The sequence below is a fragment of the Mesorhizobium koreense genome (assembly GCF_031656215.1).
GTDB classification, from domain to species: domain Bacteria; phylum Pseudomonadota; class Alphaproteobacteria; order Rhizobiales; family Rhizobiaceae; genus Mesorhizobium_L; species Mesorhizobium_L koreense.
Window position 1 is genome coordinate 2,215,114 of sequence record NZ_CP134228.1, and the last position, 17,703, is coordinate 2,232,816.

15 protein-coding genes are annotated in these 17,703 nt (G+C 63.8%); 7 read left to right on the forward strand and 8 right to left on the reverse strand.

Annotated elements, in window-relative coordinates; all coding sequences use genetic code 11:
• The first annotated feature begins 213 nt into the window (after positions 1-213).
• From RBH77_RS10520 to RBH77_RS10530, 3 genes are all read left to right on the forward strand, one after another.
• Entirely contained in the window at positions 214-1,863 is a 1,650-nt protein-coding gene (locus RBH77_RS10520; protein WP_371832872.1) for an extracellular solute-binding protein, read from the forward strand.
• A gap of 136 nt (positions 1,864-1,999) precedes the next feature.
• Positions 2,000-3,082 (forward strand): carbohydrate ABC transporter permease, encoded by a 1,083-nt coding sequence (locus RBH77_RS10525; protein ID WP_311032501.1) that lies wholly within the window; start codon positions 2,000-2,002, stop codon positions 3,080-3,082.
• A gap of 48 nt (positions 3,083-3,130) precedes the next feature.
• On the forward strand, positions 3,131-4,027 hold the full coding sequence (locus RBH77_RS10530; protein WP_371832873.1) for a carbohydrate ABC transporter permease: 897 nt from the start codon (positions 3,131-3,133) through the stop codon (positions 4,025-4,027).
• 304 nt (positions 4,028-4,331) lie between these two features.
• Here the strand turns inward: RBH77_RS10530 and RBH77_RS10535 are convergent, their stop codons facing one another.
• Together RBH77_RS10535 and RBH77_RS10540 are read right to left on the reverse strand one after the other, a co-directional pair.
• Positions 4,332-4,811 (reverse strand): SIS domain-containing protein, encoded by a 480-nt coding sequence (locus RBH77_RS10535; protein ID WP_311032095.1) that lies wholly within the window; start codon positions 4,809-4,811, stop codon positions 4,332-4,334.
• A 25-nt stretch (positions 4,812-4,836) separates the two neighbouring features.
• Positions 4,837-5,664: a beta-keto acid cleavage family enzyme gene (locus RBH77_RS10540; protein WP_311032096.1), complete on the reverse strand. Its 828-nt coding sequence runs from the start codon at positions 5,662-5,664 to the stop codon at positions 4,837-4,839.
• 55 nt (positions 5,665-5,719) lie between these two features.
• Here RBH77_RS10540 and RBH77_RS10545 point away from each other — a divergent pair, with 55 nt between their 5' ends.
• Together RBH77_RS10545 and RBH77_RS10550 are read left to right on the forward strand one after the other, a co-directional pair.
• Positions 5,720-6,787, forward strand: a complete 1,068-nt coding sequence (locus tag RBH77_RS10545) for a dipeptidase (RefSeq protein WP_311032097.1) — start codon at positions 5,720-5,722, stop codon at positions 6,785-6,787.
• Between the two features lie 240 nt (positions 6,788-7,027).
• Positions 7,028-9,511 (forward strand): heavy metal translocating P-type ATPase, encoded by a 2,484-nt coding sequence (locus RBH77_RS10550; protein WP_311032098.1) that lies wholly within the window; start codon positions 7,028-7,030, stop codon positions 9,509-9,511.
• Between the two features lie 283 nt (positions 9,512-9,794).
• Here the strand turns inward: RBH77_RS10550 and RBH77_RS10555 are convergent, their stop codons facing one another.
• The gene (locus RBH77_RS10555) at positions 9,795-10,487 is read right to left on the reverse strand and encodes an orotate phosphoribosyltransferase (RefSeq protein ID WP_311032099.1); all 693 of its coding nucleotides are present in this window, start codon (positions 10,485-10,487) and stop codon (positions 9,795-9,797) included.
• A gap of 280 nt (positions 10,488-10,767) precedes the next feature.
• On the opposite strand from RBH77_RS10555, the gene RBH77_RS10560 reads away from it, so the two are divergent.
• Entirely contained in the window at positions 10,768-11,559 is a 792-nt protein-coding gene (locus RBH77_RS10560; protein ID WP_311032101.1) for a hypothetical protein, read from the forward strand.
• Between the two features lie 210 nt (positions 11,560-11,769).
• On the opposite strand, the gene RBH77_RS10565 is transcribed toward RBH77_RS10560, so the two are convergent.
• Together RBH77_RS10565 and RBH77_RS10570 are read right to left on the reverse strand one after the other, a co-directional pair.
• Complete coding sequence (locus RBH77_RS10565) at positions 11,770-12,513, reverse strand: SDR family NAD(P)-dependent oxidoreductase (protein ID WP_311032102.1); 744 nt, start codon at positions 12,511-12,513, stop codon at positions 11,770-11,772.
• A gap of 66 nt (positions 12,514-12,579) precedes the next feature.
• Entirely contained in the window at positions 12,580-13,827 is a 1,248-nt protein-coding gene (locus tag RBH77_RS10570) for an O-antigen ligase family protein (protein ID WP_311032103.1), read from the reverse strand.
• Positions 13,828-14,038: 211 nt separating this feature from the next.
• Between RBH77_RS10570 and RBH77_RS10575 the strand changes: the two genes are divergently transcribed.
• Positions 14,039-15,595, forward strand: coding sequence for a GumC family protein (locus RBH77_RS10575; protein ID WP_311032104.1), 1,557 nt, complete (start codon positions 14,039-14,041; stop codon positions 15,593-15,595).
• 52 nt (positions 15,596-15,647) lie between these two features.
• Here RBH77_RS10575 and minE read toward each other — a convergent pair whose 3' ends face one another.
• Genes minE through minC form a run of 3 tightly spaced genes read right to left on the reverse strand, consistent with a single transcriptional unit; the run spans position 15,648 to position 17,522 of the window.
• Positions 15,648-15,908: a cell division topological specificity factor MinE gene (gene minE / locus RBH77_RS10580; RefSeq protein WP_311032106.1), complete on the reverse strand. Its 261-nt coding sequence runs from the start codon at positions 15,906-15,908 to the stop codon at positions 15,648-15,650.
• Entirely contained in the window at positions 15,905-16,720 is an 816-nt protein-coding gene (gene minD, locus RBH77_RS10585; RefSeq protein ID WP_311032107.1) for a septum site-determining protein MinD, read from the reverse strand. Before minD ends, minE begins: the two co-directional genes overlap by 4 nt.
• 34 nt (positions 16,721-16,754) lie before the next feature.
• Positions 16,755-17,522, reverse strand: a complete 768-nt coding sequence (minC, locus tag RBH77_RS10590) for a septum site-determining protein MinC (protein ID WP_311032108.1) — start codon at positions 17,520-17,522, stop codon at positions 16,755-16,757.
• Positions 17,523-17,703 lie beyond the last annotated feature (181 nt).

Consider the following 17,703-nt stretch of genomic DNA (forward strand, 5'->3'; position numbering starts at 1 on the left):
CGCGAATGCACGTTCGACGTTGTTGACTTCCGGCTCGATTGCTTCCTACCATCGGTGGTCGGTCTGTCCGAAGAGGAAGCCAGGCCCGGGCATGAAGTGCCGGTCGGGACCACAACATTAAGTGAATGAACTTGTAGCCGTCGCTGGTGCGCCGGTCGAAAAAGGTGCCAAAAAGGGAGGATTACGGTGAAACTAAACGTTTATAATCAGATCATGGCGGCTCAGGCGAGCCGGCGCGGCCTGCTCAAGGGCGCGGCCGGCCTCGGCGCGATCACCGCGCTCAACGGCGCCGGCCTCGGCGCCTTCACGCGGCCGAGCTTCGCCGCGGGCGAAGTCGACACGGAACTGCGCAAGCAGATCCTCGCCATACCGGGCGTCGGCAAGGGCCAGCCGACCGATGCCGACTACCGCAAGGTGGGCGAGCTTTGCCTCGGCGGCACCAAGCAGACGATCAAGGAAGGCGAACTGAAGGGCGTCGAACTCACCTTCATGGGCCTCAACAACCAGAACACGCACAATTTCCTGTTCCGGGGCTTCCTGCATCCGTGGGAGGAATATACCGGCGCCAAGATCAACTGGATCGACCTCGCGCAGGCCGACTACAACGCCCGCCTGCAGCAGGCCATCTCCACCGGCACGATCGACTGGGACGTGCTGGAGATGGGTGCGCCCTTCGAGGGCGACGTGTGCGGAAGGGGGCTGACCTCGGAAGTGCCGGACTGGGTCCAGAAAGCCATCGACCTTGACGACTACGTCAACTACCTCAAGGCGCCGGTCGGCACCTGGGACGGCAAGCTCTACCGGGTCTCCATCGACGGCGACACGCACAATTTCAACTACCGCACCGACTATTTCTCCGATCCCGACCTTGCCAAGGCGTGGAAGGACGCCGGCAACAAGGGCGAATGGGGCGTGCCGAAGACGTGGCAGGAAGTGCAGGCGGTTACCAAATTCCTGAAAGGCAAACAGCTCGCCGGCCAGGACGCCTATGGCTATCTCGATGCGCCCAAGCCGTGGGGCGGGTTCGGCTTCTATTTCCTCGGCAGCCGCGCCACCGCCTACGCCAAGCATCCTGACGACAAGGCCTGGCTGTTCGACGTCGACACGATGAAGCCGCGTGTCAACAACCCGGCCTGGGTGCGCGCCATCCAGGACGTAATCGACGCGCTGCCGTCGGAGCCGCCAAACCAGATCAACGCCGATCCCAACGAGACCGGCTTCGCCGAGTTCCTCGGCGGCACCGGCTCGATGGTGGTGTGGTGGGGCGATGTCGGCGCCGCCGCCAAGACGAGCGATTCTTCGGTCGTCGGCGACACCTGCAGCTTCTCGATCCTTCCCGGCTCGGACGATGTCTATAATTCCAAGACCGGAAAGTGGGACAAGCTGCCCTCCGGTCCGAACTATGCGCCGAACCTCGCCTATCTCGGCTGGGGCATCTACGTGATGAAGAAGGTCGACAGCGACGAGAAGAAGAAGAAAGCGGCGTGGAGCGCTGCCGCGCATCTCGGCGGCAAGAACATCGCGCTTTGGATGTCGGCCTATCCGTCCGGCTTCCAGTGCTACCGCAACAGCCAGCACAATATCGACGAGTGGGTGGGCGCCGGCTACGACAAGGAGTTCATCACCGCGTATCTCGATTCGCAGTTCAATTCCTACAACCATCCCAATGGGGCGATCGAGCCTCGCATTCCCGGCATCTTCCAGTATTATTCGCTCGCAGAGGATATCCTGGCGAATACCTTTGCCGGGAAGATGAAGGCGCAGGAAGGCGCCGATGCGATCGCCGCAGCATGGGAAAAACTGACGGATCAGCTCGGGCGCGAAAGCCAGATCAAACTCTACAAGGCTTCTCTCGGCCTGTAGGGGACAACGCGGCCGCGCGTTTACGCGGCAGCCACCCGGTCCGGCGGGACCATCCATTCCCGCCGGACTTTTTTCATCCATTTGGTTTCACGAGAACGGCATCATGAACCAGACCGCCCCGGCCGGCCAGGCTCCCATGGTTGTCGACGACGCGATCGCCCCCCGCCGCAGGCTCCTGGGGCACGCGCTGCTTGCGGCCGCCACGTTCATCCTGCTCGCCGTGGCTCTGTTGCAGACGCTCGACGCGTCCGGCGTCCTAGCCATCGGCTTTGCCAACTGGCGGCCGCTGCTCTACGCCTATCTTTTGTGGGCCGTCGCGCTCGGCGCCTGGCAGGTGATCGTGCGCGGTTATGTCGGCATGCGCGCTCTATTCGTGCTGCCGGCCGCACTTTTCACGCTAGCGGTGGCGATCTTCCCGACGCTGTTTGGCTTCTACATAGCCTCGCTCGACTGGAATCTGTCTTCCGCCGAGGGGCCGCATTTCAACGGCCTGCGCAATTTCGCGGCGATGTTCCAAGACCCCTATTACTGGAACGCCCTCCTCAACATGGTGTTCTATCTCCTTGCCGTCATTGTCGAATATGCGATCGCCTTTGGTCTGGCGCTGCTTCTCAATGCCGAAATCCGGGCGCGCAAGTTCTTCCGCGTCGCCTTCCTGCTGCCCTTCATGCTGAGCCCCGTGGCGGTGAGCTGGATGGTCGGCAAGTCGCTGATGGAATACCGGTTCGGGCCGGCGGCAAGGCTCGCCCGCGATCTCGGCTGGGACACGCCCGCCTTCTTCGCCAACCCATGGACGGCGCGCATCGCCATCGAGGCGATGGATGCCTGGGTTTCGATCCCCTTCATCATGATCCTGCTTCTCGCCGGGTTGCAGGCGATGCCGCGCGAGGTCACCGAGGCGGCGAAGGTGGACGGCGCCAATGGATGGCAGGCCTTCTGGCGCGTGACCTTCCCGATGATGCTGCCGGTTTCCGTCACCGCTGTCCTCATCCGCATCATCTTCAAGCTGAAGCTCGCCGACATCGTCATCAACGTCACGTCGGGCGGGCCGGGCGGGGCAACCGACACGGTGTCGAGCTTCATCTACCGCGTCTATCGCGACCGCTCGAATGTCGGCTACGGCACGGCGCTCGCCATGTTCTATCTCGTGCTCATCATCATCTTCCTGACCGTGCTGCTCCGCGTTACGCGGCGCTGGACGCGAAGCGTCAACGACTAGGCCGGGCCCATGGAAAAGCGCGTGACAAGCCAGACAGCCGCCTTCGAGATACCCTCCGCCGAAACGAGCCGGCGTGTCCGGCACATTGTCGGCCGCGTGCTCGTCTACGGCGCACTCCTCCTATGGACCTTCATCTGCCTGTTCCCGATCTACTGGACCGTGACCACGTCCTTTAAATCGGCGGTCGACGTCACGCAGGGCCACATCATCCCCTTCGTCGACTTCATGCCGAACTGGAAGGGCTGGCGCTCGCTCGGCCTGTCGCCGGACACGATATTCGAGATTTCGACGCCGCGCACGGAGTTCATCAGCCGCTTCGAGAACAGCATCATCACCTCGGTCGGTGCTTCGCTGCTGGCCGTCATCCTGGGTTCGCTCGCCGCTTACGGTCTCAGCCGGTTCAAGTACCGGTTCTGGTTCATGCGCAACGACGACATCCTGTTCTTCTTCATCTCGCAGCTTATCCTGCCGCCTGTGGTGCTCGCGCTGCCCTTCCTCGTGCTCTACAAGGACCTTGCGCTGCTCGACACGCAGATCGGGCTCATCTTGCTCTATACGCTGACCGTACTGCCGATCGTCATCTGGATCATGCGCGACCAGTTCAATTCCATCCCCGTCGAACTCGATGAGGCGGCGCTGGTCGACGGGCTGTCGGTATGGGGGGCGTTCCTGCGCATCATCCTGCCGATCGCGCTGCCCGGCATCGTCGCCGCCTTCATCCTGTCCCTGGTGCTGACCTGGAACGAGTATTTCTTTGCCGCGCTCCTGACGGGATCGGACGCCAAGACATTGCCGGTGATGGTCGCCAGCCAGACGGGGTCGCAGGGCATCAACTGGTGGTCGATGGCGGCGCTTTCCACCGCGGCGATCGCGCCGCTGGTCTTCGTCGGCATCCTCCTGGAACGCTATATCGTCAAGGGCTTGGCGACCGGCGCTGTGAAATAGATTCAAGCTATCGGGGCCAGTGCGTCCTTCGAGGCTCGCTTCGCTCGCACCTCAGGATGAGGGAGGTTTGTGCAACTTCCTTTTCTTCGTGAGCGGGGTTTCATCGATATACCGGCGCCTCAGAACGAGGGAGCAAGGGGCCAACCTTTCACAAGAGCAAGCCACAAACCTCCCTCATCCTGAGGTGCGAGCGAAGCGAGCCTCGAAGGACGCACCGAAGAGATCTGGCCTCATTCCATGTTCGTGTGATTGGCGCGCATGGCTTCGAGGGTCACGTCCAGCCGTTTTTGCAGCTTCAGTACCATCACCTCGAAGAGGACGAATAGAGCACCTTCGAAGACCGATCCCATGGGCAGCACGGAACGGCGTGCCGGTCCCCGGTCGTCGGCCATCGTCTGCGCCGGGATAACGACACGTGGTCGGCGAGAGCGGCCATGCCCCCGGCCGGCTGCGCGGTCAGCAACAGCACCTTCGCGCTGGCGTCTCTGGCGACGGTTGCGAGCGCCATGGCGGTGGAGAGATATCCCGGACCGGCGCTGACAATGAAAAGATCGCCGGCGCCGAGCGGCGGCATCGTCATATCGCCGACGACCGACACGTCACGGCCGAGATGGAAGAGGCGCATGGCGAAGCCGCGCAACTGGAGCCCTTCGCGCCCGCAGCCGTAGACGCCGATGCGCCGTGTGTCGGCAATCATCTCGCATGCGCGATCGACGGCATGGTCGTCAATGCGGGTTGCCACGTTTTCGAGTTCCGAAATCGCCTGGCGATAGAGTTCATCCACGGTCGGCCTCGTATCCGGATTCAGGTCAAGAAGCGGCAGGGTGGAGGCGGCGCAACTCATCCGCCGTCATCGTCCTTTGCCCGGCAGCGCCGATGATACCCGTCACGGCCTTCACGAGATCGGCGTTCGATGCGGCCGTCGAGCCGTCCGGCAGCAGAAGATTGTTCTCGAAGCCGACGCGCACATGGCCGCCGAGCAGGGCAGCGGTCGAGACGCAGGCCGCCTCGTCGCGGCCGAAGGCACATACCGCCCATGGGCCGAAACGGGGTGCGTCTGCCGAAAGGAAAGGCAGCAGGTCGGCGGGCGCGGATTGCTGCGTTTTCGTATAGCGGCCGAGCACGTAGAGCACCGGCACCGCATCCCAGGGCAGCGCGCCTTTAGCGCGGAGCGTGTCGAGCCGGCGCACGTCCTCCGCGTCGTAGAGGATGATCTGCGGCATCACCTTCTCGCGCGCAAGCCAGGAGAGGAAATCGGCGAAGGCTTTCTCGTCGCCGCCAACGCCCAGATATTCGCGCAGCGCAAGCGATACGGCCTCCGGTCGCGTTTCGCGCACCACCCGCATCTGCTCGTCGGGCCGGTAGATGCCGAGCGCCTCGCTGGTGATCTGGATGACGAGACGGTCGCCTACCGCTTCGCGGATGGCCGCAGTCGTGGCACGGTAGGCGTCGGCGTCGAGCAGATGCCTGCCGTCCGCGTCGCGCACATGGACATGGATCATCGCCGCGCCCGCTTCCAGGCATTCGGCGGCGGTGGCGGCCAGTTCGGCGGGCGTTAGCGGCAGCGCCGGATGGTCGGCCTTCGTCTTGCGGCCGCCGTTCGGCGCGACGGCGATGGCGATGTTCCTGTCATTCATGGTTTCTCCGTCACGGCTGTTGCCTGCCGCCCCTGTCATGCCTAATCCTTCTTCCATGACACATCCCGTACCGATTTTCGACGGCCACAACGATGTCCTTCTGCGGCTCATGCATAAGGGCGACCATGCGGCGGGGGCGAAAGCTTTCCTTGAAGGCACCGACAAGGGGCATCTCGACCTGCCGCGCGCCCGGGCCGGGGGCTTCAGCGGCGGCCTTTTCGCCGTCTTCTGTCCGCCCATCGAGCGCGCCCAGAGTGTCGAGGAGCTTATGCGGGGAGAGGGCTACGATGTCCCACTGCCGGCCGGCCTTGCGCTGACCGACGCGCAGCAGGCGGCAATCGCGATGATCGCCGGGCTTTTTCGCATCGAGCGCGCCTCCAAAGGCGCAGTCCGGATTTGCCGCAGCGCCGCCGACATCGATCGCGCGGCGGAGGCCGGCGCGCTTGCCGCCGTGCTCCATATCGAGGGCGCCGAGCCGATCGACGCCGACTTCCGCATGCTCGATATATTGTACCAGGCGGGCCTGCGCTCGATCGGTCCGGTCTGGAGCCGGTCGAACATCTTCGGTCACGGTGTGCCGTTCCGCTTTCCGAGTTCGCCCGACACCGGTCCCGGCCTCACCGATGCCGGCAGGGCATTGGTCAGGGCCTGCAACGAGTTCAAGGTGCTGATCGACCTTTCGCACCTGAACGAGAAAGGTTTCTGGGATGTGGCGAAGCTTTCCGATGCGCCGCTGGTCGCCAGCCATTCCAATGCGCATGCGCTGTCGCCGCATTCGCGCAACCTTACCGACGACCAGCTCCGCGCTATCCGTGACAGCGGCGGATTGGTCGGCATCAATTACGCAACCAGCTTCCTGCGCGAGGACGGGCGCATGAACCCCGATACGCCGCTTGAGACGCTTGTGCGCCATGCCGATCACTTGATCGGCATCCTCGGCACCGATGGCGTCGGCCTCGGTTCCGATTTCGATGGCGCGGCAATCCCGGCCGCGCTCGGCGACGTCGCCGGCCTGCCGAAGCTGGTCGAGGCTTTCCATGGCGCGGGGTACGACGAGGAGACGATCCGCAAGATCTGCCGGGATAACTGGGTCGGTGTACTCAGGCGGACATGGGGCGGGTGAGGATAAGAGGCCCTCGTCCTTTTATTGGAAGCCGTCGGGCCGCGTGGCATATGCTGTGGTGAATGCGGAGGACGAGGATGTTCGGAGGAACAGATCCTCAGACAAGCGCCTCCCAAACGTCCGTCCGGGCGGAGCCCGGCAGCGCCAGCGCGTGCCGGCGTGTGCGGGGTGAAATCATACCCTTGACCTTCCAGTGACTGGAATGACTACCTCTGCTCCGACACTGGAGAATCCGGCGATATGAACGAGCACACTCACCATCATCACCAAGGGCATTGCGCGCATGGCGCGGCGGAGGATGCCGTCGTGCGCGACCCTGTCTGCGGCATGATCGTCGATCCGAAGGCCGGCAAGCCGAGCGCGGAGCATGGCGGCCATGCCTATCATTTCTGCTCGGCCGGCTGCCGCGACAAGTTCGTCAAGGATCCACAAGCCTATCTCGAAGCGACGGACCCGATCTGCGGCATGAAGGTCGATCGCGCGTCGGCGAAGTATTTCTCGCGTCACGAGGGCAGGGGCCATTATTTCTGTTCCACAGGCTGCAAGGCGAAGTTCGAGGCCGAGCCGGAGCGCTATCTGGGCGATCGACCGGCGCTTCAGCCAATGCCGAAGGGCACGCAATACACTTGCCCCATGCATCCCGAGATTGTCCGTGATGCGCCGGGCGCGTGCCCGATCTGCGGCATGGCGCTCGAGCCGATGGGCGTGCCGGCCGGCGACGAAGGCCCGAACCCGGAGCTTGTCGATTTCACGCGCCGCTTTTGGGTCAGCGCCGCGCTCGCCACGCCGCTTTTCATCCTCGCCATGGCGCCGATGGTCGGCCTGCCGTTGCGCGACTGGATCGGCGAGCGGCTCTCCATCTGGATCGAGCTTGTGCTTGCGACACCGGTCGTGCTGTGGGCGGCGGCGCCGTTTTTCGAGCGCGGCTGGCAATCGATCGTCAATCGCAGCCCGAACATGTGGACGCTGATCTCGCTCGGCGTCGGTGCGGCCTATGGCTACAGTGTCGTGGCGACCTTCTTTCCCGACATCTTCCCGCATTCCATGCGCGGCCATGGCGGCTCGGTTCCGGTCTATTTCGAGGCTGCGGCCGTCATCGTGGCGCTGATCTTCCTCGGGCAGGTTCTGGAGCTTCGGGCGCGCGAGCGCACCGGCTCCGCCATCCGCGCCCTGCTCGACCTCGCGCCGAAGACGGCACGACTGATCAAGGACGGCGAGGAGCGCGACGTGCCGCTGGACGCGGTCCATGCCGGCGATCTTCTGCGTGTCCGCCCGGGCGAAAGCGTGCCGGTCGACGGCATCGTGACCGAGGGCCGTTCCTCGGTGGACGAATCGATGATCTCCGGCGAGCCGGTGCCTGTCGAGAAAACGGCGGGCGACCCGCTTACCGGCGGCACGCTCAACCGCAACGGCGCGCTTGTCATGCGCGCCGAGAAGGTTGGTGCCGACACAATGCTGTCGCGCATCGTGGAGATGGTGGCGAAGGCTCAGCGCAGCCGCGCGCCGGTCCAGGGGTTGGCGGATCGGGTCTCTGCTTGGTTCGTGCCGGCCGTTGTGGTCGTTGCCATCCTCGCCTTTGCCGGGTGGGCGTGGTTCGGTCCCGCTCCGGCGCTGATCCACGCGATCGTCGCGGCGGTGTCGGTGCTCATCATCGCCTGTCCGTGCGCGCTCGGCCTGGCGACGCCGATGGCGATCATGACCGCCACCGGGCGCGGCGCGCAGGCCGGTGTGCTGGTGCGCGACGCCGAGGCGCTGGAGCGCTTCGCCGGCGTCGATACGCTCATCGTCGACAAGACCGGCACGCTGACCGAAGGTAGGCCGAAGCTTACCGACATCGCCGCTGGAGGGATTGACGAGAAGGAACTGCTGTCACTGGCGGCAAGCCTCGAACGCGCCTCGGAACATCCGCTGGCGGAGGCGATCGTCGAGGGTGCGAAGGCGCGGGGTGCGGCGCTCCGCGACGTGACGGATTTCGATGCCGTCACCGGCAAGGGCGTGAAGGGCAGGGTCGGCGGCAAGACGGTCGTGCTCGGCAACCGCTCGATGATGGAGGATGCCGGTATCGATGCGTCGAAGTTCGCGGAGCAGGCGGATGTGCTTTCCGGCGAGGGCAAGACGGCGATGTTCGTCGCGGTCGACGGGCGTGCGGCCGGCGTGGTCGCGGTCGCCGACCCGATCAAGCAGGGGAGCGTCGAGGCCATCCGCGCGCTGCACGAAAGCGGCATGCGCATCATCATGGCGACCGGCGACAATGAGCGTACGGCCAGGTCTGTCGCTGCAAAGCTCGGCATCGACGAGGTGCGCGCCGGCATCCTGCCGGAAGGCAAGAAGGCACTGGTCGAGGAACTGCACGCTGCCGGCGCCAAAGTCGCCATGGCTGGTGACGGTGTCAACGACGCGCCGGCACTCGCCGCCGCCGATGTCGGTGTCGCCATGGGCACCGGCGCGGACGTCGCCATGGAGAGCGCCGGAATCACGCTGGTGAAGGGCGATCTCGGCGGCATCGTTCGCGCCCGCACGCTGGCCCACGCGACGATCCGCAACGTCAAGCAGAATCTGTTCTTCGCCTTCATCTACAACGCGCTCGGCGTGCCGGTCGCAGCAGGCGTGCTCTATCCTTTCTTCGGTGCGCTCCTGTCGCCGATGCTGGCGGCGGCCGCGATGAGCCTGTCGTCGGTGTCGGTCATCGGCAACGCGCTGAGATTGAGAGGGTTGAAGCTCTGAGTGGGGTCGGTGCGTCCTTCGAGGCTCGCTTTGCTCGCACCTCAGGATGAGGGAGGCCGGCGCTTGCCTAACCGACGGGGTACCTTCGATCAGCTTCGCGAACGTCTCAGGTCGAGGGAAGCCAGCGCCCACGTTCCTCATGCTGAGGTGCTAGCAAAGCGAGCCTCGAAGGACGCTCTGCCTGGATGAAGTAGCTGCCTCAGCCTTCACGCGAAGATGTTGGAAAAATGATTCACCCAAATGCTGCAGACACTTGTTCTGGAATCGTTTTCCCCTCGGCGCATCACTTCAGTTCGGAGATGCCGCCATGGGCGGAGGACCAGGCGATGGGGGCTTTGAGGAAGCGCTCCACCTCGGTCAGGGTTGCGACGTCGAAGCGCCGTTCCTCGCGGCACACCTTGAGCACGTCCCACCAGGTGGCGAGGTAGTGCAGCCGCATGCCGGCGGCTTCGAGCCTGGCCGGCGTCTCCGGGAAAATGTCGTAGTAGAAGACCGCGAACGTGTCGGAGACCTTCGCCCCGGCATGGCCGATCGCCTCGGCGAATTTCAGCTTGGAGCCGCCGTCGGTGGTCAAATCCTCGACCAGGAGCACGCGCGCCCCCTCGCTGAGGCTGCCCTCGATCTGGGCGTTGCGCCCGAACCCCTTCGGCTTCTTGCGCACATAGACCATCGGCAGGCCCATCTTGTCCGACAGCCAGGCGGCGAAAGGAATGCCCGCCGTCTCGCCGCCGGCCACCACGTCGAACTGCTCGAAGCCGACCGAGCGGAACACAAGCGAGGCGGCGAAGTCCATCAGCGCGGAGCGCACGCGCGGATAGGAGATCAGCTTGCGGCAGTCGATGTAGACCGGGCTCGCAAGGCCCGAGGTGAAGGTATAGGGCTGGTCGGCGCGGAAATGCACCGCCTCGATCTCGATCAGCATGCGGGCGACGGTCCGCGCGATCAATTCGCGGTCGGGAAAACTATTGGAGAACATGGATTTCGCCCCGGTTCGTTCTGTTTATCTGGACGAAACCCCCGCTACCAGCTTCCATCACCCCTAGATAGCCTCCTCACACACATTCCAGTGGATGGGATGCATCGGGTCGAAAATCGCTTTGACCGTTGGTCCCGGTTGATCCCGGCCGCTTATGGCGCTTCAATGCCGGAATGTATCGGGGGAGGGGTTCTTGATGCGTGGCGTACCGGTTTCCTGCTGTCGCGTGGCTTTCGATGTTGTCGCCGGGAGTATTATCTTGCCCGATTGAGGGGCCGCCATGCGGCCCCGGCTCAAAGCAGGCTCTCTTTCTTTCCTCGTAGCGGTTGCCCTGACGGTGTTTCAGGGCTCGGCCCATGCCGGCGCGTGGCTGCAGAAGAAGGGGCACGGCCTCCTCATCCTTTCCGCAACGATGCTTTCAAGCGACCGCGCGTTCGACGCCGCCGGCCATCCGGTCGATATTCCGCGCTACAGCAGGTTCGATACCAATGCGTGGCTGGAATACGGACTGACGGACCGATTCACGCTGGTGTTCCGGCCGCAATTTCGCTCCGTCAGCCTCGCGAAGCCCTACGATCTGCACTATTCCGGCCTGGGCTACACGGCTATCGGCCTGCGGATGGGATTGTGGTCGAGCGGCGAAACGGTGTTCTCGCTGCAATCGATGCTGCGCATCCCGGGCGAACCTCTGGTGGGCAGCACGCAGTTCGAGACCGAGACCCGGCTGCTATACGGGCATTCCTACAGGCTTGGCTCGTGGCCGGCCTTCATCGATACCGAGTTCGCCTATCGCTTCCGCGGTGGCGTTGCGCCGGACGAGGTCCGGTCCGACGTGACCTTCGGCGTGCGGCCACGCCCCGATGCCATGGTGATGGCGCAGGCCTTCAGCACCTTCTCATTCGGCGGAGCCGGATGGTTCTACGCTACGGGCTGGGAATACAAGGCAGCGCTGAGCCTCGTGTGGGATTTCACCCGGAATTGGTCCGTGCAGATCGGCGGCATCGCCACCGTGGCAGGCGCGAACGCGCTTCGGGAGCGCGGCTACTTCGCCGCGATCTGGAAGCGGTTCTGAAATCCGGCGGGGTGCGTCCTTCGAGGCTTTTGCTGCGCAAAGCACCTCAGGATGAGGAGGCTCTGTGCCAACTTTCCTTATCCTGAGACGTTCGAGAAGCTCGTCGAAGGCGCGCTCATCGAGGTAAGCCCCAGCCTCCCTCATCCTGAGGTGCTCACGGAGCGAGCCTCGAAGGACGAATCGCTCCGCAAGACGCTTTCAGGCGATGGATCAGTAGGTGGCGCGGCCGCCGGTCAGGTCAAAGGTGAAGCCGGTGGTGAAGGAGCATTCCGGCGAGACGATGAAGTCGATCATCGCGGCTGCCTCGTCGAGTTCGCCCGTGCGCTTCATCGGGATCTTGTCGGTCATGTACTTGACCTGATGCTCGGGCATGGCCGCCACCATGTCGGTGCGGATCACCGCCGGCGCCAGCGCGTTGATGGTGATGCCGGTCTCGGCATAATCCTTGCCGGCGCTCTTCACCATGCCGATCAGCCCGGCCTTGGTCGCCGAATAGGCGAGCATGCCGGCATTGCCTTCCTTGCCCGCGATCGAGGCGACATGCAGGATGCGCCCCTTGCCGTTAGGGAGCATGGCCTTCACCGCCGCGCGGGTCAGCAGGAAGGCGGCGTAGAGGTTGATGCGATAGACGCGGTCGAAATCCTCGAGATCGACCTCGTGCGTCGGCATGCCCGTCTTGCCGGTGATGCCAGCGCAATTGACCAGCACCTCCGGCGCGCCGACTTCCGCAGTGATCTTGGCGAAAGCCTTCTCGACCTCCTCGGGTCGCGAGATGTCGGCGGCGATGGCGATGGCCTTCTTCCCGCCGCCGATGGAAGCCATGGATTTCTTCAGCAGTTCTTCCTGAAGGTCGATGCCGACGATCCGGTCGCCCTTAGCGGCCAGCCGCTTCGCCACCGCGAGTCCGATGCCGCGCGCCGCGCCGGTGATGACCGCGATCCTCTCTTCGCTCATGCCAATTCCTCCAGTTCGCTTCGCATGCTTGATTTCAGATTGCATCTAGCCTTGCAAGGAGAAGCGCTATGCAGGAACGGCTTTCGGGTGGGCCAGACCGGACGCGTCCGGCACGCCGGCGATCCGCGAGACGTATGGGCGAAGCGCGAAAGCCAGGATGAGGAACATGATGAACTGGGGCGAAGTCGAGCGGCCGAGTTCGTTCTCCACCAGATTGCCGACCAGGAACATGTTCGTGTAGCCGAAGGCGAGCGTCAGATACGGGTCCCTGAGATTGCCGATCGAGACCATGAACAAAAGCACGATGAACAGGATGGCGAGCAGCAGGAGCAGGATGCCGACAATGCCGCCCCCGATGAGGATGGTGATGTAGCCATTGTGGAAATTGTCGAGCACCCAGCCGTAGATATCCTTGAAGGCCTGTATGCGTTCCGGAGTCCAGAAGCCTTCTATCCCGAAGCCCAGAAGCATGCGATGGCCGAGTTGGTCCAGTCCGTAGAACCACAGCGTGGTGCGGTTGGACGTGTTGATCGTCGTCCCGAGGACGCCGATCTTGTCGGCGGTCAGTTCCAGGGTCGGAACGATCAGGTTCACCAGCGGCACGACAAGCGCGATGGAAACCAGGAAGACGACACGCTGCATGACGCGCGGAAGATGCGCGAGCACGATCGAGCCGATGCCGACGCCAGCCGCCAGCAGACCGCCGCGCGAGCCCGAATTGACGAGGCAAATCGCCGCTACCGACATGATCGCCAGCCGCGATAACCAGGCGCCCCAGCGTTGTCCCGGCTTGCCGGAAAGCGGCAGCGCCAGCGTGGCGACCAGAACCAGCGCCGAGATGTAGCCGAGGCCGTTCTTCTGGCCGGCAATGCCGCGCCAGTCCCCTTCGAGTTCCCAGCCGGTTTCGATGCCCCTGCCCGGAAAGAGGATCACCACGATCAGCGACAGCACCACGAAGACGACCAGGCAGCGGTAGAGAATCGGGAGAATCTCGTCCATGCGCTTCATCCGCGCGATGGCGATCGAGACCAGCATGGCCGACAGCACCAGCATCGCCTTTATGAAGGCATTCGTGGAACCCTCGCTCCAGAAGGCCGAGAGCGCCGTGTAGGACAGGAAGGCGATGAGAAACGTCCAGTCGCCGGCGAGCGAGACGGTCAATCCCCTGGTACGGTAGGAATGGACGATGATGAGCCCAGAGGCGGCCAGGAAGAGGGCATATTTAAGCAGTTCCGCCTTCGCCCCGAACGCGGTCGTGACGTCGGGCGCCCACAGCGACAGGATGAAGAGCGCGTAGAGGGCGAAGCTCTCCATTCGCGGCGCGTATCCTACCTGCATCGATCCAGCATCGGCCTCGCCGGCTTCCTTCCCGTGAATATGGCCCCCGTGAATATGAACCGGTGCAGGCCGCTGCGATCGTTACCGGAAATGGTAAACAAAAGGCATGCGAAACCGATAATTAACCGCGGCCGGTTACCGTTAAGGAAGGATTTTCCAAGGGTTTGTTCGGGTAGGAGCGCGTTTGATGCTCGAAGGCGAGGCGGCAGCAGAGCAGGCAAACCATGCCGGCATCGGCCCGGAGACCGTCGCCAGCTATCTCCAGATCGACCTTCCCCGTCTGCTTTTCTGGCTGCGCAGAGGCGTGAAATGGATCGCGCTTGCCGCGTTGATCGGGCTCATCGTCGGCATGGCCTATGCCAAACTGGCGAAGCCGCGCTACACGGTGACCACCGATATCCTGATCGATCCGAGCGGCCTTCAGATCGTGTCGAACGACCTTTTCGGCCAGAGCGAGCAGAAGGACGCGCTTCTCCTCAATGTCGAAAGCAAGCGCCAGACACTTATCTCGGGCAGCGTGCTTCTGAGGGCTATCGAGGCGCTCGATCTGGAGGACGATCCCGAATTCGTGCCGCCGCCTTCACTGTTATCCAGCGTCCGCGGCCTTTTTGGCGGCAGCGGCAGCGGCGTGCAGCGCAGCCCGAAGATCACCGCGCTCGAAACCCTGCAGAAGCGGCTGACGGCGCGGCGCGATGAGCGGTCCTTCGTCGTCACCATGTCGGTATGGACCTGGGATGCCAGTAAGTCGATCCGGGTTTCCGAGGCCATCATCAAGGCGTTCAGGGAAGAACTCGTGGCGGCGGATACTGCCGGCGCAAGGCGTTCCGTCGATGCGCTGACGGTTCGCATCGGTGAGTTGAAGGACGATGTGAACAAGGCTGATGAAGCCGTGCAGGCGTTCCGGCGTGAGCACAAGCTGCAGTCGAGTCAGGGCGAACTTATCAGTTCGCGCTCCATGTCGCAGATCAACCAGCAGCTTGTCGAGGCGCGGCAAAGGCTGATCGCGGCCGAATCGCGTTATCGTGAGCTTTCCTCGTCGCATGCGGCAGACGCCGCCGCCACGCAATCGACCACGATCGCGGCGCTGCGCGCGCAATACGCGGCGCTGAAATCCAAGGTCGCGGCACAGTCCAGGGTACTCGGCCCCTTGCATCCGCAGGTCGTGCAGGAGGGCTCCTCGCTCAGTGCCCTTCAGGCGGAGATCGACGCCGAGGTCAAGCGCGTCGTGCTTGCGGCGAAGAACGAGCTTGAACAGGCGCGCTCGAACGTGACGGCGCTGGAGACCGAGGCGGCCTCCGCCGGCAAGGACGTGTTCACCGACAATGACGCGCAGGTGAAGCTCAGGGAGCTCACCCGCGAATCCTCGGCGAAGGCGGCGATCTACGAATCCTTCCTGCTGCGCGCGCGGGAGATTTCCGAGCGTCAGAAGCTCGACACCACCAACATACGCGTCATCTCGCCGGCGGTGCTGCCCAAGAGCCGAAGCTGGCCGCCCGGCACGATCCAGGTCGGCGGGTTCGGCGCCATGGCGGGGATGGTGCTGGGCATCCTCGGCGTTCTCGGCTTCGGCATCGCATCCGATATGGGCCACGCTCCGTCGCCCCGGATCCTGCTGCCGTCGAGAGAGAAAGCGGACCGTCGTCGCCGCGAGACGGTCAGGGAGCCGGAGGCACACAAACCGCCTCCCCCCATCGCGCCTTCCTTGCCGCGCAACGGGCGCGGCGGATCGCTTCTCAATATATAAGCGGCGGGCCTTTCGGCCCGCCGCTCATCCCCTTCCTGACGGGATATCTTTTCTAAGCAGCGATCAGGCCGCCATTCGGGATCTGGACGTCGATCTCCAGCGTCGACATCGTGTCGCCGCGGTCCATGGCGATCTGCACATCGTCCTGCCCGACCTGCACATGCTTGGCGATCACGGCCATGATCTCCTCGCGCAGAATGGCGACAAGATCGGGCTGGCCACGGTTCTTGCGTTCGTAGGCGAGCAGCACCTGCAGGCGCTCGCGGGCCACTGGCGCGCTGCCGCGCCGCTTGAAGAGATCGAAAAGGGTCATGCCGCCCTCCTTCCGAACAGCCGGTCGAGGAAGCCCTGTCTCTGGAAGGGAAGCACGACCGGCAGATCTTCGCCTTCCAGCCGCTTGGCTGCGTCCATGTAGGCGCGAGCGGCGGCATTGGTCGGTTCGCTGAGCGTCACCGGCGAGCCGACATTCGAGGCGCGCAGCACGCCCTGGTTCTCGGGGATGATGCCCAGCAGCGGCGTCGACAGGATCTCGAGCACATCGTTGATGCTGAGCATCTCGCCGCGCGCGGCGCGGGCCGCGTCGAAACGGGTCACGAGGATGTGCTTGGTGACGGTTTCACCGCGTTCTGCCTTCAGCGTACGGGAATCGAGAAGCCCGATGATGCGGTCGGAATCGCGCACCGAACTGACTTCCGGGTTGGTGACGATGACCGCGTCGTCGGCGTGGCGCATTGCAAGCTGTGCGCCGCGCTCGATGCCAGCCGGGCTGTCGCAGAAGACGTAGTCGAATTTCTCGCGCAGCGCGCCGATGACTTCGGCCACGCCTTCCTCGGTCAGCGCGTCCTTGTCGCGGGTCTGCGAGGCCGGCAGCAGGAAGAGCGTGTCCACTCGTTTATCGCGGATCAAAGCCTGTTGGAGCTTGGCGACGCCCTGCGTGACGTTGACGAGGTCGAAGACCACGCGCCGTTCCGCGCCCATGATGAGATCGAGATTGCGCAGGCCGACGTCGAAATCGACCAGCGCCACCCGCTTGCCGGTCTGCGCGAGCGCCGCGCCAAGAGCCGCGGTCGACGTTGTCTTGCCGACGCCTCCCTTGCCTGATGTGACGACCACCACCTTACCCATGTTTTTCTCTCCGCATTTGTTTGTTGAACGCCGTTCAGTCGAGGGCCGAAACCCAGATCGCTTCATTGTCGAGGAAAGCCTGGATCGCCCTGCCGCGCGACGACGGCTCCATGTCGTCGGCGGTGCGATACCACCCGTCCACCGCCAGAAGCTCGGCCTCGTTCTTCCGGCAGAAGATGCGCGCGTCCGGATTGCCCATGACGCCGGCGAAGGCGCGGCCGCGCAATGTCCCGTAGATATGGACGGAGCCGCCGGCAATGATCTCCGAACCCGAGCCGACGGATCCGAGTACGATCACGTCGCCATGCGGATGGAAGATCGACTGGCCCGAGCGGATCGGCGTGTCGATGATGAGGGTTTTTGCCTCGACGGCGCGTGCGGGCACGGCCTGTTCATTGGTGTTTGCCGGAGCGCTCGCCGTTTCCGTCTGCCGGCGCTCAGGTTCCCTCTCCTCGACCGTGATCGTACGGGCGCCGGTCAGGAGAGGGGGAAGGTCCAGTCCGAGATCGTCGAGGCCATTCGCCTCGATCGCGCAAACGCGGATGCCGCGATCGGCGAGCCCGTCGACGAGGTCGATGATCTCCTCGGTGTCGAGCGTGATATGGTTGAGATTAAGGACCACCGGGCGACCGGCGAAGAAGCCAGGAGAATTCTCCGTCCATTGGTCGAGCCCGTCGAACCATTCCGACAAGGGCGCCTCAGGCGCGAGCGCGAAGGCCACGAAGGAGCGCGCATTGAAGCGGATCTGCTTCCTTGCGACAGACGCGGAACGGGTATTCCTGAACGGTGCGATATTGTTCACGAGATGGTCCTTACTGATTTGTTAACGCTATGCGCGGCATGGTTAACGGAAAGTAAATGCCATCCGCCCATGCCGGCTTTTTTTAACGGAATGGAAAGGTGTGCCGAAGCTGAGCGGCATGCGGTGGCGATCGTTTGATCAAGCGGGCGCGGCGGACGCCAACTAGTCTGAATAATCGTAT

What these genes read in the sequence shown, in the direction of transcription:
- RBH77_RS10565 (WP_311032102.1), bottom strand. Translation starts at nt 12,513, where the DNA reads ATGAGCGAAGAGAGGATCGCGGTCATCACCGGCGCGGCGCGCGGCATC.
- RBH77_RS10555 (WP_311032099.1), bottom strand. Translation starts at nt 10,487, where the DNA reads ATGTTCTCCAATAGTTTTCCCGACCGCGAATTGATCGCGCGGACCGTC.
- RBH77_RS10575 (WP_311032104.1), top strand. Translation starts at nt 14,039, where the DNA reads ATGCTCGAAGGCGAGGCGGCAGCAGAGCAGGCAAACCATGCCGGCATC.
- RBH77_RS10570 (WP_311032103.1), bottom strand. Translation starts at nt 13,827, where the DNA reads ATGGAGAGCTTCGCCCTCTACGCGCTCTTCATCCTGTCGCTGTGGGCG.
- RBH77_RS10540 (WP_311032096.1), bottom strand. Translation starts at nt 5,664, where the DNA reads ATGAATGACAGGAACATCGCCATCGCCGTCGCGCCGAACGGCGGCCGC.
- minD (WP_311032107.1), bottom strand. Translation starts at nt 16,720, where the DNA reads ATGGGTAAGGTGGTGGTCGTCACATCAGGCAAGGGAGGCGTCGGCAAG.
- RBH77_RS10525 (WP_311032501.1), top strand. Translation starts at nt 2,000, where the DNA reads ATGGTTGTCGACGACGCGATCGCCCCCCGCCGCAGGCTCCTGGGGCAC.
- RBH77_RS10520 (WP_371832872.1), top strand. Translation starts at nt 214, where the DNA reads ATGGCGGCTCAGGCGAGCCGGCGCGGCCTGCTCAAGGGCGCGGCCGGC.
- minE (WP_311032106.1), bottom strand. Translation starts at nt 15,908, where the DNA reads ATGACCCTTTTCGATCTCTTCAAGCGGCGCGGCAGCGCGCCAGTGGCC.
- RBH77_RS10545 (WP_311032097.1), top strand. Translation starts at nt 5,720, where the DNA reads ATGACACATCCCGTACCGATTTTCGACGGCCACAACGATGTCCTTCTG.
- RBH77_RS10550 (WP_311032098.1), top strand. Translation starts at nt 7,028, where the DNA reads ATGAACGAGCACACTCACCATCATCACCAAGGGCATTGCGCGCATGGC.
- RBH77_RS10560 (WP_311032101.1), top strand. Translation starts at nt 10,768, where the DNA reads ATGCGGCCCCGGCTCAAAGCAGGCTCTCTTTCTTTCCTCGTAGCGGTT.